Below are 22,982 nucleotides of genomic sequence, written 5' to 3' on the forward strand. Positions count from 1 at the left end.
TCCCTAACTCTCTATCTTAGGTTGAAATTTCAAATACATTTTTTTCAGTTCGTTCACGGATCTGGACAGGGAGTATTGATTCTTCGCCTTATCCGAAGCGGTCCGGGCGAGCTCGTAACGATAGAGCGGATCGCTGATGACCTTCTCAAGCGCAACGCTGAGTGCCATCGGATCTTCCGGCGGTACCAGCAAGCCGTTTACCCCATCCTCAATCTGCTCGGCGATGCCGCCGACATCGGTGCCTACCAGGGCAAGACAGCTGAGTGCCGCTTCTGCGAACACCGAGCCGAACGCCTCCGCTCTTGAAGGCAGTACAAAGATATCAAAGAACGGCATGAACTCTTCAGGATGCAGCGTATATCCGTAAAAAATCGTCTCCTGGTAGATGTCCAAGGTTTTGGCCATCTCCTCAAGCTCCTGACGGGAAGGTCCGTCGCCGATAATATGGAGGACGTAATCATATCCTTTGCGTTTCAGTTCCGCGCAGGCTTGGAGCAGAATATCCAATCCTTTTGCAGGTACCAGACGGCATACCGTAATCAACTGCGGAACCGCATTTTCATGAGGCACCGGTTTAAATCTTTTATCATCAAATCCGTTATGGATGACCCCGATCGATTCGGGCGTATTCACGTACGGAGCCATGTAATCCTTGAAGGAGTTCGACACCGTCAACAGACGATCGCTGATATACTCAAGCTCCTTATATAAAGAGACCAGAAATCTGTGCTCCAGCCCTCCTTCTTTGATTCTTCCGTTCAGGATGAGCTCGCGCTCGTAACTGGAATGCACGGTTTGGATGAGCGGAACCTCAGGGAATACGGCTTTCATCGACATGCCTGCAATCGGATGATGGCTATGGATAAGATCATAAGGCTTTTGAAGACGCAGACGTGTCCACCACAGGTAATCCCGGTAGGTCTGAAGGTATTTGGCTACGATCGGACTGTCTTCGAACTCTTTCCAATCAAAGGTGTGGAATATCGGATCCTCCTGGCCTTTGTTGCGGATCCGCTTGGGCAGCCAGAACATCTCCATCTCCCAACGGGAGGAATGAAAACGCTCCTGCAAATAAGGAATCATGGACGAGACGCCGCCCGGCTGTTCAGGAGGGAAGAATAATGCTTGAAGAAGTTTCATGGGGATCCCCCTTTCTCTAAATCTCTTTTCAGATTCTTTTTCGATATGATATATTAGAACATATGTTTCATGCAAAGGAAACCTATCCCTACTCAGGAGTGAATCGATTTGTCCTATGAATTGAGCTACTGGTCCACTTCTCCACTACCCACCATATTTGCTGTATGCGGAGCTTATATCGCGCTCATGATGCTGATCATGTGTCTCTTTATGTACAGCAAGCAGCGCAAGAATGCTTACATATATATGGCGGCAGCCTTCTTCTTCATTATGACATACGAGGGTCTGAACATCCATTCAGCTTGGACGGGAAAACCTGTTTTTTCACCGGAATCGGACGTCCTCCGTTTCATTCAGCTTTTTTCGTTTGTCCTGCTGAACGTCTCGGTTGTCATGCTGTACCGTAAAATCAAGACCATGCATTATTGGCTTCCCTTGTTGTCAGCCGCACTGCTTATGCTTCCGCTCATTCTTCCCTCATTTCTTCCTTACACCCTGGACCCGATATGGCAAAGCATATATTTTGATGGTTTTCAGCTCGTTTCGTTCTACCTGGCTTATACCCAAGTCACCCCGCGGATCGGACAGCCGATCAAATATGCGATTGGACTTGCCGTTTACGCTTTCTCGGCCATTCTGCAAGCCATACATACCTATTCCGGCAGTCTGTCGCCCGTTCTTCAGGGACTGGCACTCGCGCTGCCAGTGCTCTTCTACAGCATCGTGTTCTTTATCCTGTTCAGACGCATTGTCGAGCTGATGCAGTCCATCTACCGGTCCGCCATAACGGACGGATTAACAGGGCTCTACAACCGTAGGCATTTTATGAAGTATCTGGACCATTACGCGTCTCAGGAATTGAAGATATCCGCGATCTTCTGCGACATCGACAATTTCAAGAAGCTGAATGATACCCAGGGCCATGCCAGAGCCGATGAAGTGCTGAAGCAGGTCGCCGCCATTATGGAGGAAGAGCTTGAAGGTATCGGAATTACCGGCCGGTATGGCGGTGAGGAATTGGTCGCCCTGGTGGTTGACCGCAAAGTCAAACCCGCCCAGGTCGCCGAAAACATCCGTGCCAGGGTGGCAAGCGAGAGCATCGTGACCATAAGTATCGGCTACAGCATTCTGCGCAAAGGCGTTCGCGGCGATGAACTCATGAAGCAGGCCGACAAAGCGATGTATCATTCCAAAACGACCGGCAAAAACAAGGTGTCCGATTACCGGTCATTAAAAGCCTCATCAACCGAACCAACGGAATCCGCCGGATAACACAGACGCAGGCTGCCCACTATATAAAGTGGGCGGTCTTTTTTTTTGCTTGACATTTCTTTACTACGCCTGCGGCAACGTGATAAACTAATGACCGATTCCTTAAAGCCAGAGAAAAAAAGAACTCTGGACTGGGTTTTTTTGCCTTTAACTACAGCATGTACCTTATTCTAAAGAAGGAGCAATATAACGAATGAGAAAGGAACTACTGCCTGTTGGCTTTGTCGCCAGCATGAATGATATTCTCGGGGATGCCTCGTGCGATTTTTGGGACAGCTACGATTTGCCCCGCACCCACGGGCTGCGTCTTAACCAGCTGAAAGCGGTTCATGCCGCAGACAGCGTAAAAAACCTCATCCGGCAATTCCAGCTGACGCCGGTCCCCTGGTGTGACACCGGATACTATTATGATGAAAGCCTGCGTCCAGGCAAACATCCCTATCATGCCGCTGGACTATATTATATTCAGGAGCCCTCGGCAATGTCCGCGGTCGAGCTGTTGAACCCTCAGCCCGGAGAGACCATCCTGGATCTTGCGGCAGCTCCCGGCGGCAAGACAAGCCATATTGCCTCCAAGATGATGGGCAGGGGACTGCTTGTCTCCAATGAGATCCATCCCGAACGGGCGCGGATTCTGGCCGAGAACGTGGAACGTATGGGAATTATGAATACTGTCGTTACGAGTGCGGCACCGGATCAGCTATCCCGCCGTTTCGTTGCCTGCTTTGACCGGATCATGCTTGATGCGCCATGCTCCGGTGAAGGCATGTTTCGAAAGGATGCCGCTGCGATTGAGGAATGGTCGCCTGAACATGTGGATCTGTGCGTTGCCAGGCAGTGGGACATTGTCCAGGAGGCGTACCGGATGCTCAAACCGGGAGGAACCCTGGCTTATTCCACCTGTACGTTCAACACGGCTGAGAATGAAGAGATGATTGAGCGCATTCTTTCGCAGTATCCCGATATGGAGCTGCGTGAAATGAAGCGCTTGTGGCCCCACTTGGAACGGGGGGAGGGGCATTTTGTTGCTATCTTGGTCAAATCGGCGGCTCCCGAAGCTTTCATTGAAGACCTCGGTTACTCTGCGGTCAGCAGTAAATCCCCGGCTAAATCAAACCGAGGCAGCAAACAAACGCTTGCGCTTTCCCCCCTGACTGCATTTCAAGATTGGGCGAAGCAGGACATCCCAGGATTTGAGCTTAACGGCGGTACTCCGATATTGTTCGGTGAGGAACTGTACTGGCTTCCGGTCAGTGAGAGCTTGGCATGGAATGACAAGCAGCTAAAAGGATTGAAGATGCCGCGTGCAGGTCTGCATCTGGCTCATCTGAAGAAGAACCGAATCGAACCGGCACATGCCCTCGCCATGTCCTTGCATCCTGGCCAAACTGCCCGCAGCTGGGATCTGTCTTCAGATTCAGCCGAGGTAGCTGCTTATTTGCGGGGAGAGGTGCTCTCCATTCCTTCCGAATACCGGGGATGGACGTTGGTGACCACGGATGGATTACCTCTGGGTTGGGGCAAAGCCAGCGGCGGACAGCTCAAGAATCACCTGCCCAAAGGCTTGCGTAATCCCAAGTAACCCTTCCGAACCGAATACCGATGGAACATAACTATGCATAACATACGTTCAAACGCGTAAAAAAAGGGCTGTCTCTCTGCATAAACAAACAGAGAGACAGCCTTCACAATATCCACCTAACCAAACCGAACGCTTACTCATCATAGGCTGCATCCTTAACTTTTAACGGCAGCAGCTTTTTCCGGTAGTTCCGATTCTCCTCTTGCAACTGGAAATTCGGGGCATTTCCGGGGCCTTGTCTGCAGTGAATAGAAGGGAATCATGCCACTGGGCCGTAAGCGAAATAAACAGACTGGCCGGTTTTTGAATATCAAAAGGTATGGCGCCTACAACAACGGCATCCGGCCGTCCCGCTTGCTTCGCGCATTCCAGCAGTTCCGCGATGCGTTCCGGCAGTGATCTGTGATCGGTCCCCGCGGCTCATAAGCAGATAGGAGACTGAAATGTTACACTATGATGCTCCAACCGCAGCCGAGGCTGCGCAACTTATGGAACAATACCGGGTCGGTTCGTCTTACTTCTTCTCATCCAAGCATTTCGTAAACATCGTGGACGCCGCCTTGGAAGCAGCATAAGCCGACATCTGGGCCCGCGGAACTTTGGATGCATTCGAACTCACGGTCACGATAGCTCCGGAATGACGGCTCGCCATCCGCCTTACGACCGAGCGTGACGTGTAGAATACGCCGTGGGTGTTGACGTTGAAATGCGCCTTCCAATCCTCGTCGCGAAGCGACTCAACCCCACCGATTCGCAGCACTCCGGCAACGTTAACGAGAATCTCGATTGGACCGAGTTCCTCCTCAATCCGCTCGACCATCGCTTCAACCTCGGCACTGCAGCTGACATCCGTCCTGTAAGCCGCAGCCTGTACACCTGAGCTGCATAGATCGGCCGTAAGGCGGATCAACTCGGCCTCCTTCCGGTCGCATGCCGCGACAACGGCTCCTTGCCGGGCAAGGGCTCGTGCCACCGCTTCGCCAATCCCTTGGGCGGCACCGGTCACGAGGGCTACTTTCCCTCTAATACCTGTACTCTCCATGGTGATCATCTCCTTATACTTGAGGATGGAGGGCAAACCATAACGCTCTGCTGATCAGGACAGGCAGCACGGACAAATGCCCTTCACCTTCAAATTCCTTGAATTCGGCATGCATGCCATACCCGGACTGAAGAGCCAGGCGTTCAGCGAGTTGGGATGCGCTGATGCAATTGCCGGTGACATGGGACCTCTCGAACTCTCCTGCGCCAAGCAGCAACCGTACAGGATATGGCTCTTCCTTGACGCGTTCGACAAAGCGCTGCTCCAGCTCTTGTAAATATTCCTGATTCCAGTGAATAGAAGGGCTGCCCGCGATATAACACGAGAATGCCTGCGGTTTAGCGAACATGGCGTAGAGCGTGAACAGCCCGCCTAGGGAATGACCGAATATCGTCTGGCGACGGCGGTCGATGTTAAACTCACCCTCGATCTGCGGTTTCAGTTCCTCCTCGATGAATTGCAGGAACTCAGCCGCTCCTCCCTGTTCCGGTACGGAACCCCCATCCAGCTTGTTCTTGAACTTCATGTTGGGGTAGGGCGTATAATCATAGAACCGATTCGGGGCATACTGCCCCTCCGTCTCGTAACCGATACCGACTACGACCGCCGGCAATATCCCAGTTTTGTCAGGCCTATGGCACTGCAGGCGCAGTGTTTCGACCATCGTGTGAAACACGCTGTTGCCGTCCAGTAAATAGATGACCGGATATCCAGACGGCGGGGCCGGTCCCATCGGCTGTGCCACAATGATTCGGTAGCGGCGCTGCCCTACTCTCGAGCGCATCACCCAATGCTCCGCATGGGGCAGCTCCACGCTGCGCCGCATCATATCAACGTAAGGCGTATGATTGCTCATGCAGTGCCTCCCTATTGACCCGTGATGGAGCGTACGACATCATCCACGATTTTCTCGTAGGCAATAAGGCCGCTTCCCAGCCAGTATTCGTTATTCGCTTCATACACCTGCCCATTCTTGACCGCCGGCATGCCCTTCCAGATCGGGCTTTCCGTCATTTCCTTTAAGCGTTCCGTTCCCTGATCGTAGGCGTTAATGACAAAAATATAGTCCGCATCCAGCTGTGGCAGTATCTCCAGCGAGATGTTAGCTGCATTCTCGTTCTCGACCAGCTTGGACTTGCCCAGTCCCAGATCCTGATGAATCACAAATCCGCAGAGATAATTTCCGCCCATCAAACTGACGCCTCTAGGGGCAAAACGAATGATGGCAACGTTCTTGTCCCCCACCACGGAATGAAGCTTCGCCTTCGCTTCGCTTGCTTTTTGCTGATAATTTTTCAAGGCAGTCTCGGCCTCCGAAGCTTTCCCAAGCAGTTCCCCCAAGGTGGTCAGCGATTTCTCAACATGACCGGAAGCATTTTTAAACACATACGTTGGCGCGATTTTGGCATATTTCTCATATGTACCGTCCGCGGCATAGGTTTCGGTATGAAGCACGATGAGATCCGGTTCATAGGACATCAGGGCTTCTGGTGAAGGTAAGCCTCCTGAAAAATCAATCAGCGGGACGCCGTCCAGCTCCTGCTGCAAATAGGTGTGTCCCATTTTGCCGTTGGCCCATTGCGCCACAGGCTTCACGCCGAGCTTCAGCAAAGAATCCTCCATGTTCGGTGCAAACACTTTGTTCACGTCAGCCGGAATCTTCACTTCATGCCCAAGCTCATCTGTTACCGTTCGCTCCGTCTGCGCCGCCTCCCCTTCAGTCGACGACTGCGTTTCCTCCGTTGATTCTTTGCCATCCGCAACGGTGCCCGGCGTCTCGACAGCTGCCGGCTGATCGCCGCCCGCCGCTTCGGAATCCACCTTGCCCCCACAGCCTGACAACAAGCCTATGACGATAACACAGCACACAAGTGCTGATGTTTTGATCCTCCAACTTCTTTTTCCACGGTTAAAACGTTCTGCCACAATGTATCTCCTCCTGTGATAATGATTCTCAATTAAGTCGAGTATATATTACATAGCAAACGATTCACCATGGCTTTTATCCAGAACTCCGTTTGGACTATCTCCTGTAAACAGCAGCAATGCCTCGTCCAGCATTCTCGTCACGGCAAGAGCCGAATATTCGAACCAGGGATCGGACGAGATCATATAGACGCTGCCTCGAGCGACAGCTCGGAGCGTATGCCATTTCGCAAAATGCAAAAGTGCAAGCCAATAGCGGCGTGATGTGGCTTCAGGGCATACCGCAATCAGGATCCGCTCCGGATTGATCTGGAGCAAATCATCCAGCGTGATCTGTTGATTACGCATGGTATCCAGACCGCAGGCTTCATGGAGCTGCAAGTCCTGATACAGCACCTCCTCAAGCCCCCGGTTACCGTATATATAGAGGCTTTGCCCATATATCCGCAGCGCGGCAACACGCTCATTTCCTACCACTTGCTGCATTCGTGAGCGGGCATGCACCACCTTCCGTTCATACTGCTCGATCCAGGATTGTGCCTGTTCTGCTTTGTTCAGGAATGTTGCGATCATCTCCAGCTGCTTCCTCCACCCTGCTTGGGACGGAACAATTAAGGTGGGGGCAATAGGCTCCAGCTTGGCGATTTCCTCTTGACCGAGATGATCCATACCGATAATGGCGTCAGGTTTGGCGCGGAATAGCTGCTCGATATTTTCCTCAAAGCGGCTGTCCGGATAAGGGCTCGTCAATTTCAAGCGGGACTTGATCTCCGAGTTGTAGGCATTGTAGTAAAATGGGGTCCACTTCGCGTCAAGCGGCGCCGCGGCAGGAATGACATTCAACACCACAAGCTGCCCGATGATCGAAGAGGAACAGACCGCGATCAGCTGCCTCGAATTTCGGGCATATTCCGACGGCGAAATGCCCACCTTCTTTTTAAAGATACGGCTGAAGTAGAACTCATCCTTATAACCGACTCGCTGTGCGATATCCCGAAGCCGATCGTCCGATTCAGCCAAGTAACGCTTGGCGTGATTCATGCGGACATGCGTCAGGTAATCAATCGTGGTCTGGCCGAATGTCTTCTTGAACAGGTCCACGAAATACTTTGGACAAATATTAGCCATTCCGGCCAGTTGGCCAATGGTTAACGCCTCGTTATAATGACAATCGATAAACTCCTTAATCTCAACCAGGCTGGTTCTTCCGCTACGATCCAAATCCAATGCGCTATCTATGTTCAGCTCTTCTTCCGTACGCATGAGTTGCCTCCTTTTTACGATAAAACGATTTGCAGGCTATGCAGGCATGTTTACCAGCTGTAATAATTGATAATGATTATCATTTTCATTGATAAAAATAGCATGCCATTTGCAGCGTGTCAATCCAAATTTGGAAGGAAATGCTTGTCTCCATGCTCTGAGTGAAACCTGTTAACAGGCTCCAAACCACGCAAAAAACCCGTCATCAGGCACTTTTGTCAAGTGTCCTGTGGCGGGTTCTCATTCATAAAACAGCATTTACGACAAGCAGTATTTCACCAATGCCTCGTGTACGCCGTCCTCATTATTCGAAGTTGTCACCGCATTGGCTGCAGCCTTGACCTCGACCGGAGAGTTATCCATCGCAATCCCCATCCCTGCGTAGGTCAGCATCGTAATATCGTTGAAATAATTGCCGATGGCCAGCACCTCGTCCGGCTCATAACCTCTTCTTGCTGCCAACTGCTGAAGCGCACTTCCCTTGGATGCTTGACTATGCATCAGATCGATGAAGTACTCTCCGCTTCGCAGCATGTTGAAGGGAAGCGTCCACTGGCTCCAATCCGCGTAGACGCGGTCAATATCGGCGGATTCACCAAAGGTGGTAAATTTGACGACCGGGTCTGACAGCTCCTCCCATGACGGTAAGTTGCTTGGCAGCATCAAGTAGTTCTCGTACATCGAACGCACCGGGCCGGCAAGCTCCTCCACTTGGTCCACATACATCTCGAATGCGGTGTTCACGTCAAAATGCCCCCCGTGCTCACGGCAGTATTTCATGAAGGGCTCAAGCTGAAGCGGGTCCATACCGAACTGATGAACGATGTTATGGGTCTCCACTTCTACCGTTGCCGCACCGTTATGACTGATGACATAACCGCCTAGACCCATGCTTTTCATAAAAGGAATCGAATTCAGCGGTCCTCTGCCTGTGCACAGTACAATTTCCACTCCTTGTTTTGCGGCTTCCATCACGGTGTTCCGCGTTTTCTCCGTGATTTCATGATCATCATTCAGCAGCGTTCCATCCACATCGAGTGCTACCAATTTGTATGCCATTCTCCATCCATCCTTTAGTCTCTATTTCTCTATCGTGATCATGCCCTTCCGATCAAAGACAGTTCTTGTTCGGTCAGCTCCCGGTACGTCCCGATTTCAAGATTTTCATCCAATCGAAGCTCGCCCATGCTGACTCTTTTGAGATAAACGACTTTTTTGCCTACTGCTTCAAACATCCGCTTGACCTGATGAAATTTGCCTTCATGGATCGTCAGCGAGATGCGGGACAGCTGGACACCGTCGCCTCTTTCCTCATGGGAATGGATCACCAGCTCTCCGGGCAAGGTCACGTATCCGTCATCTAAGGTAACGCCCGCAGCAAACCATCGCACATCCTTATCGTCCACCCTGCCCTCTACAATCGCTTCATAGGTTTTCGGAATATGCTTTCGGGGCGATAGCAGCTCATGGGCTAATTTACCATCATTCGTAAGCAGCAGCAGTCCTTCCGTGTCTTTATCCAATCTGCCCACCGGAAACGGCTCGAAGATCAGGTATTCCTCATCCAGAAGATCCAGCACCGTACGGTCACGAAGATCCTCGGTCGCCGAAATGACGCCCGGAGGTTTGTGCAGCATGAGATACACGAATTCCCGATATTGCACGGTCTCCCCCTCAAACTCAATGATATCCGTATAAGGATCAACATGTTTACCGGGGTCCTTCATTACCGTTCCGTTGACCACGATGCTCCCTTGTTTGGCCTTTTTCTTCAATTCGGCCCGCGAGCCGAATCCAAGATTGGATAACACCTTGTCCAATCTTTGCGTTGTTTTTTTGCCTTTAGCACTCATACCGATGTCCACCTCCACCCTGCCGGATACTCATTCTTCAATATTCCTGCCTGCCATTTGCCCCAACCGGCTGAGTATCCGTCTATACACACTAACACATAACCCTTCGCTTCAGCACCCGATCGACAAATCACGCGCTCTTCCGGAATCGACAAGGTTTCCCCTTTCAAATACCGGACCGCTTCTCCGTCCTCGGAGGACAGGCTGACATATCTGACAGCCTCATCCGCTTGAAGCGCTGTAGCCAAGGGATGTCCAGGTATAAACCGTTCATTCTTCAACTGTCCCATATACCATCCGGGACGAACCACTTTAAGCTGCTTCAGCCGCTCTTCCGGCAGGGGTGAGATATACACATGGTTCCCGTAGATTACGGGATAGCCAGTCAGCTTCATAACCAGCTGCTCGCGGATAAAGGCTTGGAACAGATTGATCGCAATCGAACCCGATGGAGAATCTGCTCCGCTCCGGCGGGATGTCTGTTGGCGCGCTGCACCTTTACCGTATTTCCCTGCTTTACCTGGGCGCTCCTCCCGAAGAGCTACTTTTCCTTTACGCTCACGGGGGTGCTCTGTGCGGGAGGATACAGCAAGCGACTCGTTGACCAAGGCATCTAGCTTGAATAGTGGAGCTTGTTCCCGTTCAGCCTCATGCATGTCCGGCTCGCCTTCCCGCTGAAGGACGGCCATGAAATGCCCCTCGCCTCTGACCTTATGCGGCCACAATCTTGCGGTCCCGGAAAGCTGCTTCAGCAAGTCCTCCTTCACATTATCCTGTCCCGTCATCCAGTTCGTTTCCCCCGGAGAAAAAGATTCCGAATGATCCACCGGGATCACGTAAAAATCCGGCTGCTCATTCAGAAACTCCGCAATCATCCCTTCGTTCTCCTCCGGTGAGAAGGTACAGGTAGAATACACCAGCCGGCCTCCCGGGCAGAGCATGGCTGCCGCCGATTTCAGGATGTCCCGCTGCATCTCCGCAAACTTGAGCGGAGACGATTCTTCCCAGTACTTCAGCATGGATTCATCTTTGCGGAACATCCCTTCGCCGGAGCAGGGGGCATCGATCAATATTTTGGAGAAAAAACCGGGGAATGCACCTGCGATCCGCTCCGGATCCTCATTGAGCACCACGGCGTTCCGTACGCCGTACATCTCCAAGTTTTTGGCAAGCGCTTTGGTGCGGTCCGGATGAAGATCATTGCTGACCAATACCCCCTGCCCATTCAGCTTTGCCGCAATCTGCGTAGATTTGCCGCCGGGAGCCGCGCACAGATCCAGCACCCGATCCCCCGGCGTTACGCCAAGCAGTTCGACCGGAGCCATGGCGCTTGGCTCCTGGATATAATATAACCCCGCATGATAGTAAGGATGCCGTCCCGGACGCTCACCAGCCTGAGTATAATAACCGGTTGTACACCAGGGGATGGGCGCAAGGTCAAAGGGGGACAACTTCATGAATTCCTCTCTGCTGATCTTCAGGGTATTCACCCGAATGCCCGCATTCGGGGCTTGTTCATAAGACTTCATAAAATTGTCATAGTTTTCGCCGAGCAGCGATTTCATCTTCGCCAGGAACGGCGAGGGCAGTCGTAATGCCATACATAAGTACCTACCTGTTCTATATCGTATCGTTTGAAGTATATTTCACCGTGCTGAAGCAAACATTCGCATGTTCCGCTCCGACTTTTAATATTGTATAATAAACTACATTAAAAAGGACAAGTCCTTATTTATTATTAATCATTAGGGGGTGGATCCATGAACCGCAAAAAAAAGAATAAATACACCGCACTATACGCCTTCGGCGGAGTCTTCGTCTTATTGATTGCTGCACTCATTTTCTTGAACGGTCAAGGAGAAGCAAGCGAATTGTACGGCGGTAAGAAGGTCTCCAGCCTGAACCCGGCTACGCAAGAGCTCCTTAATGATCCGAACTACCAGCAAGTTATATTGCCGGATCAGCTGAAGAGCAAGGTCGACAACAAAGAGAACTTCTTTGTGTACTTCTTTGCATCCGACTGTCCGCACTGCCGTGCGACGACCCCGGAACTGATGCCTTTGGCGGATGATGCCGGCATTACGATGCACCAGTACAATCTTCGCGAGTATCAGGAAGGCTGGAGAGAGTACAACATCGAGTTTACCCCGACGCTGGTCTACTTCGAGAACGGTGCAGAGAAAGAACGCATGGTCGGCGGATTGAAACCGGAAGGTTCCAGTGAAGGCTACTCCATCGATGATTTCAAGCAATTCCTGGATAAGTATAAAGGGAGCGTGACGAAATGAACCGCACTCGCGCCATCCTCTTTACCTTCGTCATTTCGGGCATGCTGCTGACCGCATGCGGCGGTAAAGAATCCGCTGCCGGGCATCAGCACGGCGCCGATTCGGAACGATATGAGACAACGGCCAGCTTGACGGTTATGCCGGAGTTCTTGTCGAGTTATACCGACAATACGCAGGCAACCTATGCCACGGTCGGTGAACTAGAGGACATCATTAAGGAAATCAAATGCTATTGCGGCTGCATGGATGAGGAGAACGGCTACCATGATTCCCTCCACCGCTGCTTTATTGCCGAGAACAAGGACGGCGAAGTCAAATGGACGGACCATGGCGCCCAATGCGGCATCTGCCTGACCGAACTGCAGGATGCCAAACGGCTCCATGACGAAGGAAAATCCGTCGAGGAAATCAAACAGTTCATCGATGACAAATATAAAGGTACCGAATCCTGATTCTGTACGTTCATATAAAAAGAGCTGCCCAAAAGTAGATCCCTCTACAGACGGGCAGCTCTTTTTTCACTTGTTCCTAGGGCTACTTGGAATGTGCCCGCTCCGGCTTTTGCCGCTGCGGAATGTTCGGCTGGATCCGCTCCGATGCCAACTGAACTGCCTGCTTAAGCTCAGTATCCCCAATTTCGATCGTCAAATCCCTATAGGGGAATGGATGAACGCTATACGACGACAGCTGTTTGGCGTATTCCCGTACTTCGCTCACCAGCCTCCCCATCGAGATCCCCAGCTCATCGCCGGGATAACCCTCGAGGCGGGATACAGCGCTTGTGAACATTTTGTATGCTCCTCTTACGTTGTTGTTCCGGAAATGAAAAAGCCCGACAGCCACTTGCAAAAGCCCCTTATACCTTGGATCCCGCTCCCGCGCGAGCCACAGTTCCTCAAGCACCTCATGGCATTCGAAGTAGTCTTGATCCCGGTTAAAGTAGACGAGGTAAGCGACATACAGCGGGTCATAGCTCATGTTCGTTTACTTTCTTCTTGGCTTCGGCCAGCAGCTCCTTCACCTCGTCCAGAAGCACCTTCATCGCATCCATGTCATGATCCTGAAATATCGCATTAAACCGGCTCTGAAAAGCAATCGCTTCATTGACGAGGTGGAAGAAATACAGCTTGTGTATCGCGTTCAGCACCTGTGTCGTAATATTGGAATCGTCCTCGAACTGCCGCTGCGCCTCCAATATATCCTCCCGGATGCTCGACATTTCCGTATCCAGCGTATTCGCCGCTTCTCCGGCTTTCTTCAGCCGTGCCCGAATGTCATCCGGCAGACTTTCCCGGTACTTGTAGCTAAGCGAGTGCTCAATCGTCGCCCAGAAATTCATGGCCAGCGTACGGATCTGAATTTCGGCGAGCACTTTCTTTTGCCCCAGAGCCGTTTGCACCGGATACTCGATAATCATATGAAAGCTCCGATAGCCGCTCTCTTTGAAATTGGTAATGTAATCTTTCTCATATAATACGGTCAGGTCTTTCCGTGCCCGGATATATTCGGCTACCCTCCGGATATCCTCCACGAACTGACACATAATCCGAATGCCTGCGATATCCTCAATCCCGGTTTCCAACTCGTCCATCGGCACATCGAGGCGCTTCGCCTTGTCCAGTATGCTCGAGATCCGTTTGACCCGACCCGTTACGAATTCGATAGGTGCGTATTCCTCCCGCTTTTTCAGTTCGGAACGCATCGTCTTGAATTTAACCTTCAATTCCTCAACGGTCTGCTCATACGGAAGCAAAAATGTCCCCCAGTCTCTAACGTCCATCGCCTTGCCTCCTGTCTTTACCCCTTTACCGATGATTAGCCCCGACGGCTTCGGAAATATGGCTGAAGCCATCCCGTGCAAGCAGCTCCCGGAGACCGGAATGAAGCTTGCGGTTCACCTCGGGCCCTTCATAGATAAGTGCTGTATAAATTTCCACCAGGCTTGCGCCCGCGCGTATTTTGTCATAAGCATCACTTGCCGTAAAAATTCCGCCAGACCCGATAATTGGAAGCGTACCGTCGGTCTGCTTATATATCCGGGATACAATCTCCGTTGACCGGTTACGCAGCGGTTTCCCGCTAAGGCCGCCGGTTTCTTTGGCGTTACTGTGCGTCAGGCCCTTCCGCGAAAGCGTCGTATTCGTGGCGATTATGCCGGAAACCCCGCTTGCACGAATCGTATCTACCATGAATTCCAGTTCCTCATCGCTTACATCCGGCGCAATCTTCACCAGGACGGCCTTCTCGCCTCCATGAATCTTGGCTTGGCGGGACATTTCGTTCTTTACGGCTTCCAGCAAGGATGACAATTCGCTCCCATGCTGAAGGCTGCGCAAGTCCGGCGTGTTCGGTGAACTGATGTTGACAACAAAAAAGTCGCCATACGGAAATAAAGCTTGAATGCAAGCTTCGTAATCACCGTTGGCTTTCTCGTTCGGGGTCGCCTTGTTCTTCCCGATGTTGACGGCAACCGGAATACGGCGTTCCTTGAGTGCAGACAGCCTTTTTGCCATCGCCTCGGCCCCTTCGTTGTTGAAGCCCATCCGGTTGATGAGTGCCTCGTCCGGAGGAAGGCGGAATAAGCGCGGCTGTTCGTTGCCCGGTTGTCCCTTCGGGGTCACCGTGCCTACTTCCATAAATCCGAAGCCGATGGAGGAGAATCCTTTGACGGCCTGAGCATTTTTATCCAATCCGGCGGCAAGTCCGACCGGTGTCGGGAAATGAAGACCGAACAGGTCCACTGCCAAATCCGGTGTTTCGCTAACACCGTACATCCCTCGCATGACAGCGTCTGCGCCAACCACGCCGGAGGCACGTCCAAGGCCGCCAACCACAAGGTGGTGGGCTTTTTCGGGGTCGAGTTTAAAAAATATAGGTTTGCCTATGTTGCGGTACAGCACATCCACTCTTCCTCTCATCCAGTTATTTCTCTATCCTTCAGTTTATCCGTTTCTGTCTCAAAAAGAAAGTTCTTCAGCATAAACCGGGGCGTTCGTCCTGGCGAGAAAGCGATATGGCAATTTCGGGACAAACCCCTTACAATAAAGGAAGATTGTACAAATCATATTTTACGATCATGAGAGAAAGAGGGGAAAGACATGTCAGCCAAACGTAAGCCTCCAACCTTGCAGCAGAAAAAAGAAGAGGTTAATAAGAAGGCCATACTATGGATCAGCTCCGGCATTGCTCTTCTTATTATCCTGATTATCGTTCTGATTGTGATCGCCCAGCCTTAATCCAGCCAGTGATACACCTTGCCCGGGTTGGTCTGCCCCTGGGCATGCTTGAGCTTAAAACGCTCTTTCGGCGTCCACAGGCTCTCGGGCAGAACCCCTTCTCGAATTTTTACGACGGTTCCCATCGGAACCAGATCAAACAGCTCCTCTACATCCTCCTTAAGCATACGAATGCAGCCCTCGGATTCATTGGCTCCGATACTGTCCACATCCAGCGTACCATGTATCGCGTACAACGTATCGGACAGCTGCATTCCCCGCGTCCCATAGGGGCCCTTTGTGGTCCCGTTCGGATTAACAACTTTGTCATTGATATGAAAATCACCCAGCGGCGTTTTCACTCCTCCGAGCCCGACCGCATAATTGCGCAGCATGACGGTGCCGCTCACGACGGCCAGCCGATGACGTTTCCGGTCAATGATGACCTGAAGCGGCTGCTCAAAAAAAGGATCCCCGTTCGGCGAAGTCCCCCAATATCCAGGCTCTTCCGGGTCGTTCCAAGGCGGCTGCTGTCCCGGTTGGTCCTCTGGGCCGCCAGTTCCTTGGGACTTATGCTTCATTAAAGCTCCGAACATCTCCTCCATCGCTTTCGAACGGCCGGACAGCCAATTGTTCGGATACGGGTGCGTCAGTTCATTCAAGCTTTTAGGCAGGCGTCCATGCCGAGCCTTATACTGGCTGACCGCTTCCTGCAGCACGGCCGTCTCGACTTGCAGATCCGCCCATTGCCCCGCGCTCCGCTTAAGCTGCGAACTATCCGCAGGCTCGCAATCACACTCCAATACAGCTCCTTCATATGGCTGGATCGCAATAGCGCCCTTAGCATCCCGATGCAATCCGTATAAACGTTCCATGTCCTTGCTCCATAACAGCCATTTGCCCGATGGCTTCATCCCAAGCGCAACCGACCAATTCGGCAATGCCTGCGGATGCCGGAGCAATAAGGACAGGGCTCCGGCGGAATCTTTCCCCTGGCCGGAAGCAACGGCGGTGTACAGCGGTTCTTTACGCGAATCCCGCTTCTCTTTGTTAACGGCCGAGGCGGATACCGGCTCATTCGGCGGGAACACATCTGATGCCACATCCCCGGGAACGGAGCCCGGCGCCTGGGCCGGAGGAAGAAAAACGAGCAGCAATAACACCAGCGCAGCAAGCAAACGCCGGGTTCTTTTTCGCCTGCGGTCCTTGTCCCTCTCCATCTCCAATAAGCGCTGTTCGTAATTTTTCCATATATCGGACGGGACCTGGCTAAGCTCGAAGGCTTCATAGACCCCCTCGGCCTTGTTATAGCAGTAATTTGCCTTGCCTTGTTCACCGGCCTGCTCATACTCCTTGCCCAGCAGGTACCAGGCCATTTTATTATCAGGATGCGTCTCCACATACCTTTTGAGGTACAGCGAATTATTCATTCGGGAGCCTCCTTTTATGACATTTTTACCTCTATTATCCTGTATATCGGTATAATTGCTCCAATTATGTATGAAGTGTAGGGTACGAAAAAACGCCCCCTGCCTTTGTCGGGCAGAGGGCGTCGGTATAAGTTCAAGATGGAATATCAGGGCTTAAAGCGGTATTGGTTATTCTGCGTTAAACGGCTCGTCTGCAATCCGAATTGAATCTGTTGGGCAGCCGTCGCAGGCATCCAGCATATCGTCATGCATATCTTCCGGAATTTCGGTTACCCCGCGGTTGTTGTCTCCGTCAAAAATGACTTCTGCCAGGCCTTCGTCGTCGTAATCGTAAATATCGGGTGCCGTTGCGCCGCATGCGCCGCAAGCGATGCAGGTATCTTTATCTACCCAAGTAAACTTCGCCATAGTCTCTCTTCCTCCTGTATATCTATAAACATCTCTATAAACATAGTATAAGCTGACGGTCTCCCGCCACCATCTACATATATTAATACAATTTTTTTAGGAATACAAATAAATTTCCTAACATTTTCCGACAAAAATCAGTTGTGCTCAAAGGAAATGAAGGACCTTCAACTATCAAAAAACGGCTAATCGCGGTCCGGGTCCTGCGAGGTCGGCTGATCGGCATTTTTATTATCGTTCCCCAGTTCCCTTGCAAAATCCATCTGTAAAGATGTACCTCTCCGCTTATGATTGCGGATTAAGGACGAGGGGTCATCTCCCAGCATGCCGGCGGTCAGCACTGCACTCTCACCGAATTTATTGCGCAGCTCGTCCATAACCCGGGTGAGCGATTCTTTCTTCGGCTGTTTCTCGTAATCGAACAAATCCAGCTGAATGGCGGATTCCTCCTTCGCGATAAGCTGCTGCAGCGTAACGCCTAGAAGACGGAGGGGCTTATCCTGCTTCCAATGCCGGTTATACAGCTCGCATGCTTCCCGGTAGATATCCTCGGTATTTTCCGTCGGAATGGCTAGATGCCTCGACCTGGTAATGGTCTTCATATCCGGTGTGCGCAGCGTGATCTGTATGCCGCTGGTCATCAGACCCTGCCTGCGGAGCCGGCGCGCTACCTGATCGCTCAGATTCAGGAGCACCCTTTTTGCCTCCTCCGCCGATGTAACATCCTGCGGGAGCGTGGTCGTGTGTCCGATCGATTTGCTCTGTTCCCGCTCCGCATTGACAGGAGCATGGTCGATGCCGCTGGCTGCCCGTTTCATCCATGACCCCATCACGCCAAATGTCGAGGTCAGCAGGCCTTCATCGGCAGCGGCGAGCTGTCCGATGGTCTGGATGTTCAGCTTACGCAGCTTATCGGCCGTCTTGCTCCCGATGCCGAACAGCTCTGCACAGGGTCTGTTCCAGAGCACCTGCGGGACATCCCGTATCCGCAGCACGGACAGCCCGTTGGGCTTTTTCATGTCCGAGGCCATCTTGGCCAGCAATTTATTGGGAGCAATGCCGACAGAGCAAGGCAGCGACAGCTCCTCGCGTATGCGCTCCTGGATCTCCCGGGCGATATCCAGGGGGGTGCCGAACTGCTTCGATCCCGTTATATCCAGGTAACATTCGTCAATCGAAGTCGCTTCCAGCAGCGGCGTATATGCATAAGCTATATTCATGAATGCATTGGAATACTTGCGGTACAGATGAAAATTTGGCTGGATGATCATCAGGTCAGGGTAAATCCGCAGCGCCTGTCTCACGTTCATTCCTGTGCGGATCCCGAGCGACCGTGCCGCATAGGAGCAGGTAACAATGACGCCTTTTCGCAGCTCGATGCTGCCTGCAACAGCCGTGGGTTTGCCCCGGTAGAGCTCCGGCTCCTCCGCTTCGTGTACAGAACAATAAAATGCATTCATATCCACATGAAGTATAACGCGGCCGCTGGCCGGATAATAATTGTCGATATGTCCCACGCAGAATTCCTTCTTTCTTTTGGTACGGTTCTTCCTATTCTAAATTGCCGGCCTCTTTTTCGAGCTCGGTTTGAATGATTCTTACATTTTCTTTATGACATGCCGCTGTAAATTCGGATACAAATCCGTGCTCCTGCTGCAGCCGGTCAAGCGCCGCATCATCGCCATGCATAACCGCCTGTCGCAGACGTTCCAGGTGGCTCCGGGCTGTCTCCACTCTTCGCTCCATGTCGGAACGACTTGTCGCATGCCGGCCATGCCCCGGAATCAGCAGGGATACCGGATGTTTCTTCAGAATCCATGAAGCTTTGCGAATCGTTTCATCGTAGTCCAGTGCGCTGTCGTAAATAAAGGGAAGCTCAAAATCGGATAAATAGTCACCCGCAGCAAATACGCCAACGGAGTCAACCAAGGTAAACAGGCCGTCTTTCGTGTGTCCGGGCGCTCTGTAGAACGTCAAGGTTGCAGAGCCGAGGATAAGCTGCTGCCCATCTTCCTCGATAACGAAGTCAAGCAGGGGGAATTCTATGGGGTAATCGCGAGTAATATAATAGGAAGCATCAAACTCACGTATTAATTTCAATTTCTTCTCTTTCTCCGGATGATCCCTGAGTCCCGCGCTCCCGATCGTCTTGGCGTCCGGAAACGCCTTGTAGCCGATAATGTGGTCATAGTCCCCATGCGTGAAGATCAGATATATTTCTCGGTTTCCCCGGACTGCCTTAACAAACTCCTGAATCTCACGGATTTCGTGCGGCAGCCAGTTCGGATCCATGATAATGACACATTCATCCAGCTCGATGACCGTTGAAGTTGTTTGGAATAACGCACTCTGAAAAACCGTCACCTTATCATTAGAATATTGAATCATCGCATAAGCCCCATTCCATTATAACTTGTTTAGACATTAAGAGTGCCACTAACGTCTTGTTCGTAGGATTATGAACGCATGGCTACCAGCCTAACGCCTCCAGCATACCGTTCCCCTTAACAGGGGTCAAGAATAAGCCCCTATCGGTCGTTTGTTTTTTTACTCTGTTACTTTCCCGCAAAGAAATGCTATAATACAAAATTATAAACAATGCGGTCCAATCCCGGACACCCAAAGGAGGACATCATGTCTAAGTCCATTTCCATCTTTGATACGACACTTCGCGACGGAACCCAAGGCGAAGGAATCAGCTTGTCGGCGGACGACAAGGTCAAAATCGCCAAGAAACTCGATGCTCTTGGTGTTCATTATATTGAAGGCGGTATCCCGGGAAGCAACAGCAAGGACATCGAATTTTTCAAAAGAGTCCAGGATCTCGGTCTAACCTCAAAAGTAACAGCGTTTGGCAGCACGCGCCGCAAAGGCTCCATTGCCGACCAGGATGCCAATCTGCTTCGAATTCTGGAATCCGGCGTTTCCGCGGCCACTTTGGTCGGGAAGTCATGGGATTTCCACGTCCATACCGCGCTTCAGACGACACTCGAAGAGAATCTGGCCATGATCTATGATTCCATCGCCTTCCTGAAGCAAAAAGGCCTCGAAGTGATTTTTGATGCCGAGCACTTTTTTGACGGATATAAGAACAATCCCGAATATGCTGTTGCCGTATTGTCCAAAGCACGGGAGGCAGGCGCTGATTGGCTTGTCATGTGCGATACGAACGGCGGCAGTCTCCCGCACGAGATCTCGAGCATTGTGACATCTTTAGCGGGTCCATTACCTGGCGCTCCGCTCGGCATTCACACCCACAACGATTGCGAGCTTGCTGTTGCCAACACCTTAAGTGCCGTACAGGCTGGTGTCCAGCATGTGCAGGGAACGATGAACGGTTACGGGGAACGTTGCGGAAATGCGAACCTGTGCTCCATCATCCCGAATCTGCAGTTGAAGCTGGGTTACGAGTGCATCGGAGACGATAACCTCCGCACGCTGACAAATACCGCAAGGTATATCAGTGAAATCGCCAACGTCAATATGCCGGTCAACCAGCCGTATGTGGGTAACGCTGCCTTCGCCCATAAGGGAGGCATCCATGTTTCGGCGATCCTCCGCGATTCCAGAACGTACGAGCATATCGAACCGGAGAAGGTCGGAAACAAGCAGCGCGTGCTGGTCTCCGAGCTCGCAGGACAGAGCAACATCGTATCGAAGGCGCAGGACATGGGTCTTGACTTTGATCCGGCTAGTGAACAATCCAAGCATATTATCGGAAAGATCAAGGATCTTGAACATGAAGGGTACCAATTCGAGGGCGCAGATGCCTCCCTGGAGCTGCTTCTTCGGGAAGCGAACGGAGAGCTCAAGGAACTGTTTACCTTTGAATCCTTCAAAATGCTGGTAGAGAAATCAGCCGGCCAGCCCGTCGTCTCCGAAGCCTTCGTCAAAGTCAACGTTGCCGGCGAGAGCATCTACACCGCGGCAGAAGGCAACGGTCCGGTCAATGCGCTTGACAACGCGCTGCGTAAAGCGCTGGTCCAATACTTCCCGACACTTAAGGAAATGCATCTTGCTGACTATAAGGTAAGGGTGCTGGATGACAAGGATGCGACGGCAGCCAAAGTACGGGTGCTGATCGAATCCAAGAACTTTGAGAATTCCTGGAACACCGTCGGGGTCTCCAGCAACGTCATTGAGGCGAGCTGGGAAGCGCTGGTGGACAGTATGCGCTATGCGCTCCTCGGCCAAATCTCACCGGAACAGGTGCATGAGTCCGCGGCCAGACAAGGGTTGGTTAATCACTAAGGCTGCGTTCAATATAAAAAGCGCGTATCCGCCATGTCATATACATGGTGGCCGCGCTTTTTTTGGTGTTTCCTGGTGTTTCCGCCGCTTTTCGCTTCACAATTAATTCAACAGCTTGGCTACCTTTTTGCGAAGATCCTTGGGATCCGGAGCGCCAAGAATGATTTCCTGGATCACGCCGTTTCGATCAATCAGCACATTTGTCGGGAAGACCTGGCCTTTATACAACTCCTCGAACACTTCTCCTTTGGGATCGAGAAGGATCGGATACCGGAGTTCAAAATCCTTAACGAATTGACGCGCTTTTTTCTCATTGTCATACTTGGACACGTTCACGCCGTAAATTTCCAGCTCATCTGCATATTCCGCTGCCAACTTATCAAGCTCCGGGGCTTCTTGCTTGCACGGTTCACACCATGATGCCCAGAAATTGACGACCATCGCTTTATCGCGCGCTCCGCCGCCGGAATATGTCTTGTCGTCCATCCCCTTTAACGTGAAGGTAGGGGCAAGCAGCCCGGCCTTGGCACCTGTCTCCGTCGGGAGCGGCTTCTCCTGCATGAAGACGGCCTGGATATTGTCGCCGGCTTGATTATAGATTACAGCGCCTGCCGCGACAACAAGCAGGACGATAATGATTATGTTTCGTTTCATAGGTATAGGTTCCTTTGCTAAACTTAGTTATAGTCCCTATTGTACCCTGAAACCCTAATCTTTCAAACACGCGATCGACTCCAATTACAGCCCGGGAGGGAAAAAGATGAACCCGTCTGACACGGCCCTGGAGCAGCTTCTGCTGCACGCGGCGGTACAACAGCATATATCGGACTATACGTATCATTGTCTGCCAGAGGAAGCTTGTGGTGTCCTTATCGGGCACTCCAGCGCAACAAGCCGATCGGTAACCGTTACACAATTTATTCCCGTAAAAAATACAGCGGAGTTTCCGCTGCATTCTTTTCTTCTGGATCCTGTTCAATGGACCCGCTTGGTTTTGACTGAAAAACGAATCGTCGGTTTGTTTCACAGTCACCCGCATACATCCCCTGAGCCGTCCGAAGAGGATCTGCTGCAGCTTCCATCCTTCGGCGGACTGCTTCAGGTATATGCCATCGGCTCTCCTGCAGCTTCAACTTCATATGCCCCCGGCTTGAAACCACTGCAGCTTCATGCCTACAAAATTATTCGGGGAACAGAAGCCTCAGAATTAACCAGCGATCTGCCATCCAATTCCTGGGGACGTCCGGGATCGGAATGCTATTCCCTCGCCCCGATTCCTTGCAAAATCCAAATAGAATAATGAGCTATCGCG

22 protein-coding genes and 1 pseudogene are annotated in these 22,982 nt (G+C 51.7%); 7 read left to right on the forward strand and 16 right to left on the reverse strand.

Annotated features, from left to right (window positions below; genetic code table 11):
- Nucleotides 1-3 precede the first annotated feature (3 nt).
- A complete protein-coding gene (locus PLA01S_RS08100; RefSeq protein WP_127591476.1) occupies nt 4-1,140 on the reverse strand; it encodes a glycosyltransferase family 4 protein in 1,137 nt (378 codons plus the stop codon).
- A gap of 108 nt (nt 1,141-1,248) precedes the next feature.
- Here PLA01S_RS08100 and PLA01S_RS08105 point away from each other — a divergent pair, with 108 nt between their 5' ends.
- Nucleotides 1,249-2,412, forward strand: coding sequence for a GGDEF domain-containing protein (locus PLA01S_RS08105; protein ID WP_127591478.1), 1,164 nt, complete (start codon nt 1,249-1,251; stop codon nt 2,410-2,412).
- A 193-nt stretch (nt 2,413-2,605) separates the two neighbouring features.
- Nucleotides 2,606-3,994, forward strand: a complete 1,389-nt coding sequence (locus tag PLA01S_RS08110; protein ID WP_127591480.1) for an RsmF rRNA methyltransferase first C-terminal domain-containing protein — start codon at nt 2,606-2,608, stop codon at nt 3,992-3,994.
- Between the two features lie 529 nt (nt 3,995-4,523).
- On the opposite strand, the pseudogene PLA01S_RS08120 reads toward PLA01S_RS08110, so the two are convergent.
- The 7 genes and pseudogenes from PLA01S_RS08120 to PLA01S_RS08150 form a co-directional block, all read right to left on the reverse strand.
- Nucleotides 4,524-5,036, reverse strand: a pseudogene (locus PLA01S_RS08120) (SDR family NAD(P)-dependent oxidoreductase); the annotation flags it as partial.
- Nucleotides 5,037-5,049: 13 nt separating this feature from the next.
- Entirely contained in the window at nt 5,050-5,892 is an 843-nt protein-coding gene (locus PLA01S_RS08125; RefSeq protein ID WP_127591482.1) for an alpha/beta hydrolase, read from the reverse strand.
- A gap of 11 nt (nt 5,893-5,903) precedes the next feature.
- The gene (locus PLA01S_RS08130) at nt 5,904-6,962 is read right to left on the reverse strand and encodes an ABC transporter substrate-binding protein (protein ID WP_127591485.1); all 1,059 of its coding nucleotides are present in this window, start codon (nt 6,960-6,962) and stop codon (nt 5,904-5,906) included.
- 48 nt (nt 6,963-7,010) lie between these two features.
- Nucleotides 7,011-8,225: a helix-turn-helix domain-containing protein gene (locus tag PLA01S_RS08135; RefSeq protein ID WP_127591487.1), complete on the reverse strand. Its 1,215-nt coding sequence runs from the start codon at nt 8,223-8,225 to the stop codon at nt 7,011-7,013.
- A gap of 258 nt (nt 8,226-8,483) precedes the next feature.
- Nucleotides 8,484-9,284 carry a Cof-type HAD-IIB family hydrolase gene (locus tag PLA01S_RS08140; protein WP_127591489.1) on the reverse strand — a complete coding sequence of 267 codons (801 nt, stop codon included), beginning with the start codon at nt 9,282-9,284 and terminating at the stop codon, nt 8,484-8,486.
- Between the two features lie 38 nt (nt 9,285-9,322).
- Nucleotides 9,323-10,078 (reverse strand): pseudouridine synthase, encoded by a 756-nt coding sequence (locus tag PLA01S_RS08145; RefSeq protein WP_127591491.1) that lies wholly within the window; start codon nt 10,076-10,078, stop codon nt 9,323-9,325.
- Nucleotides 10,075-11,679 (reverse strand): RsmB/NOP family class I SAM-dependent RNA methyltransferase, encoded by a 1,605-nt coding sequence (locus PLA01S_RS08150; protein WP_127591493.1) that lies wholly within the window; start codon nt 11,677-11,679, stop codon nt 10,075-10,077. Before PLA01S_RS08150 ends, PLA01S_RS08145 begins: the two co-directional genes overlap by 4 nt.
- Before the next feature lie 159 nt (nt 11,680-11,838).
- Between PLA01S_RS08150 and PLA01S_RS08155 the strand changes: the two genes are divergently transcribed.
- Together PLA01S_RS08155 and PLA01S_RS08160 are read left to right on the forward strand one after the other, a co-directional pair.
- Nucleotides 11,839-12,366, forward strand: coding sequence for a thioredoxin family protein (locus PLA01S_RS08155; RefSeq protein WP_127591495.1), 528 nt, complete (start codon nt 11,839-11,841; stop codon nt 12,364-12,366).
- Nucleotides 12,363-12,818, forward strand: coding sequence for a PCYCGC motif-containing (lipo)protein (locus tag PLA01S_RS08160; RefSeq protein ID WP_127591497.1), 456 nt, complete (start codon nt 12,363-12,365; stop codon nt 12,816-12,818). The genes PLA01S_RS08155 and PLA01S_RS08160 overlap by 4 nt, the downstream gene beginning before the upstream one ends.
- An 82-nt stretch (nt 12,819-12,900) precedes the next feature.
- On the opposite strand, the gene PLA01S_RS08165 is transcribed toward PLA01S_RS08160, so the two are convergent.
- From PLA01S_RS08165 to PLA01S_RS08175, 3 genes are read right to left on the reverse strand one after another with little or no spacing between them, the layout of a single operon-like run.
- Nucleotides 12,901-13,344: a DUF309 domain-containing protein gene (locus PLA01S_RS08165; RefSeq protein ID WP_127591499.1), complete on the reverse strand. Its 444-nt coding sequence runs from the start codon at nt 13,342-13,344 to the stop codon at nt 12,901-12,903.
- Nucleotides 13,334-14,146: a GTP diphosphokinase gene (gene yjbM / locus PLA01S_RS08170; protein WP_076325749.1), complete on the reverse strand. Its 813-nt coding sequence runs from the start codon at nt 14,144-14,146 to the stop codon at nt 13,334-13,336. The genes PLA01S_RS08165 and yjbM overlap by 11 nt, the downstream gene beginning before the upstream one ends.
- Before the next feature lie 25 nt (nt 14,147-14,171).
- On the reverse strand, nt 14,172-15,266 hold the full coding sequence (locus PLA01S_RS08175) for a quinone-dependent dihydroorotate dehydrogenase (protein WP_174819201.1): 1,095 nt from the start codon (nt 15,264-15,266) through the stop codon (nt 14,172-14,174).
- Nucleotides 15,267-15,464: 198 nt separating this feature from the next.
- On the opposite strand from PLA01S_RS08175, the gene PLA01S_RS31905 reads away from it, so the two are divergent.
- Nucleotides 15,465-15,602 carry a hypothetical protein gene (locus PLA01S_RS31905; RefSeq protein ID WP_015736685.1) on the forward strand — a complete coding sequence of 46 codons (138 nt, stop codon included), beginning with the start codon at nt 15,465-15,467 and terminating at the stop codon, nt 15,600-15,602.
- On the opposite strand, the gene PLA01S_RS08180 is transcribed toward PLA01S_RS31905, so the two are convergent.
- From PLA01S_RS08180 to PLA01S_RS08195, 4 genes are all read right to left on the reverse strand, one after another.
- On the reverse strand, nt 15,599-17,011 hold the full coding sequence (locus tag PLA01S_RS08180) for a L,D-transpeptidase (RefSeq protein ID WP_127591503.1): 1,413 nt from the start codon (nt 17,009-17,011) through the stop codon (nt 15,599-15,601). The genes PLA01S_RS31905 and PLA01S_RS08180 overlap by 4 nt on opposite strands.
- Nucleotides 17,012-17,179: 168 nt before the next feature.
- Complete coding sequence (locus PLA01S_RS08185) at nt 17,180-17,419, reverse strand: ferredoxin (protein ID WP_009594795.1); 240 nt, start codon at nt 17,417-17,419, stop codon at nt 17,180-17,182.
- Between the two features lie 185 nt (nt 17,420-17,604).
- Nucleotides 17,605-18,936 carry a DNA polymerase IV gene (locus PLA01S_RS08190; RefSeq protein WP_127591505.1) on the reverse strand — a complete coding sequence of 444 codons (1,332 nt, stop codon included), beginning with the start codon at nt 18,934-18,936 and terminating at the stop codon, nt 17,605-17,607.
- Nucleotides 18,937-18,970: 34 nt separating this feature from the next.
- A complete protein-coding gene (locus PLA01S_RS08195) occupies nt 18,971-19,807 on the reverse strand; it encodes an MBL fold metallo-hydrolase (protein ID WP_127591507.1) in 837 nt (278 codons plus the stop codon).
- 246 nt (nt 19,808-20,053) lie between these two features.
- On the opposite strand from PLA01S_RS08195, the gene cimA reads away from it, so the two are divergent.
- Nucleotides 20,054-21,670: a citramalate synthase gene (gene cimA / locus PLA01S_RS08200; protein ID WP_127591509.1), complete on the forward strand. Its 1,617-nt coding sequence runs from the start codon at nt 20,054-20,056 to the stop codon at nt 21,668-21,670.
- 102 nt (nt 21,671-21,772) lie between these two features.
- Here the strand turns inward: cimA and PLA01S_RS08205 are convergent, their stop codons facing one another.
- The gene (locus PLA01S_RS08205; protein WP_100538480.1) at nt 21,773-22,324 is read right to left on the reverse strand and encodes a TlpA family protein disulfide reductase; all 552 of its coding nucleotides are present in this window, start codon (nt 22,322-22,324) and stop codon (nt 21,773-21,775) included.
- A gap of 106 nt (nt 22,325-22,430) precedes the next feature.
- Between PLA01S_RS08205 and PLA01S_RS08210 the strand changes: the two genes are divergently transcribed.
- On the forward strand, nt 22,431-22,970 hold the full coding sequence (locus tag PLA01S_RS08210) for a M67 family metallopeptidase (RefSeq protein ID WP_127591511.1): 540 nt from the start codon (nt 22,431-22,433) through the stop codon (nt 22,968-22,970).
- Nucleotides 22,971-22,982 lie beyond the last annotated feature (12 nt).

Origin of the sequence: Paenibacillus lautus NBRC 15380 (genome assembly GCF_004000945.1) — a bacterium.
GTDB classification, from domain to species: Bacteria; Bacillota; Bacilli; order Paenibacillales; family Paenibacillaceae; genus Paenibacillus_AQ; species Paenibacillus_AQ lautus.

Coding starts and splice junctions, on each gene's coding strand:
- PLA01S_RS08100 (WP_127591476.1), bottom strand. CDS start 1,140: ATGAAACTTCTTCAAGCATTATTCTTCCCTCCTGAACAGCCGGGCGGC.
- PLA01S_RS08110 (WP_127591480.1), top strand. CDS start 2,606: ATGAGAAAGGAACTACTGCCTGTTGGCTTTGTCGCCAGCATGAATGAT.
- PLA01S_RS08125 (WP_127591482.1), bottom strand. CDS start 5,892: ATGAGCAATCATACGCCTTACGTTGATATGATGCGGCGCAGCGTGGAG.
- PLA01S_RS08135 (WP_127591487.1), bottom strand. CDS start 8,225: ATGCGTACGGAAGAAGAGCTGAACATAGATAGCGCATTGGATTTGGAT.
- PLA01S_RS08140 (WP_127591489.1), bottom strand. CDS start 9,284: ATGGCATACAAATTGGTAGCACTCGATGTGGATGGAACGCTGCTGAAT.
- PLA01S_RS08145 (WP_127591491.1), bottom strand. CDS start 10,078: ATGAGTGCTAAAGGCAAAAAAACAACGCAAAGATTGGACAAGGTGTTA.
- PLA01S_RS08150 (WP_127591493.1), bottom strand. CDS start 11,679: ATGGCATTACGACTGCCCTCGCCGTTCCTGGCGAAGATGAAATCGCTG.
- PLA01S_RS08155 (WP_127591495.1), top strand. CDS start 11,839: ATGAACCGCAAAAAAAAGAATAAATACACCGCACTATACGCCTTCGGC.
- PLA01S_RS08160 (WP_127591497.1), top strand. CDS start 12,363: ATGAACCGCACTCGCGCCATCCTCTTTACCTTCGTCATTTCGGGCATG.
- PLA01S_RS08165 (WP_127591499.1), bottom strand. CDS start 13,344: ATGAGCTATGACCCGCTGTATGTCGCTTACCTCGTCTACTTTAACCGG.
- yjbM (WP_076325749.1), bottom strand. CDS start 14,146: ATGGACGTTAGAGACTGGGGGACATTTTTGCTTCCGTATGAGCAGACC.
- PLA01S_RS31905 (WP_015736685.1), top strand. CDS start 15,465: ATGTCAGCCAAACGTAAGCCTCCAACCTTGCAGCAGAAAAAAGAAGAG.
- PLA01S_RS08180 (WP_127591503.1), bottom strand. CDS start 17,011: ATGAATAATTCGCTGTACCTCAAAAGGTATGTGGAGACGCATCCTGAT.
- PLA01S_RS08185 (WP_009594795.1), bottom strand. CDS start 17,419: ATGGCGAAGTTTACTTGGGTAGATAAAGATACCTGCATCGCTTGCGGC.
- PLA01S_RS08195 (WP_127591507.1), bottom strand. CDS start 19,807: ATGATTCAATATTCTAATGATAAGGTGACGGTTTTTCAGAGTGCGTTA.
- cimA (WP_127591509.1), top strand. CDS start 20,054: ATGTCTAAGTCCATTTCCATCTTTGATACGACACTTCGCGACGGAACC.
- PLA01S_RS08205 (WP_100538480.1), bottom strand. CDS start 22,324: ATGAAACGAAACATAATCATTATCGTCCTGCTTGTTGTCGCGGCAGGC.
- PLA01S_RS08210 (WP_127591511.1), top strand. CDS start 22,431: ATGAACCCGTCTGACACGGCCCTGGAGCAGCTTCTGCTGCACGCGGCG.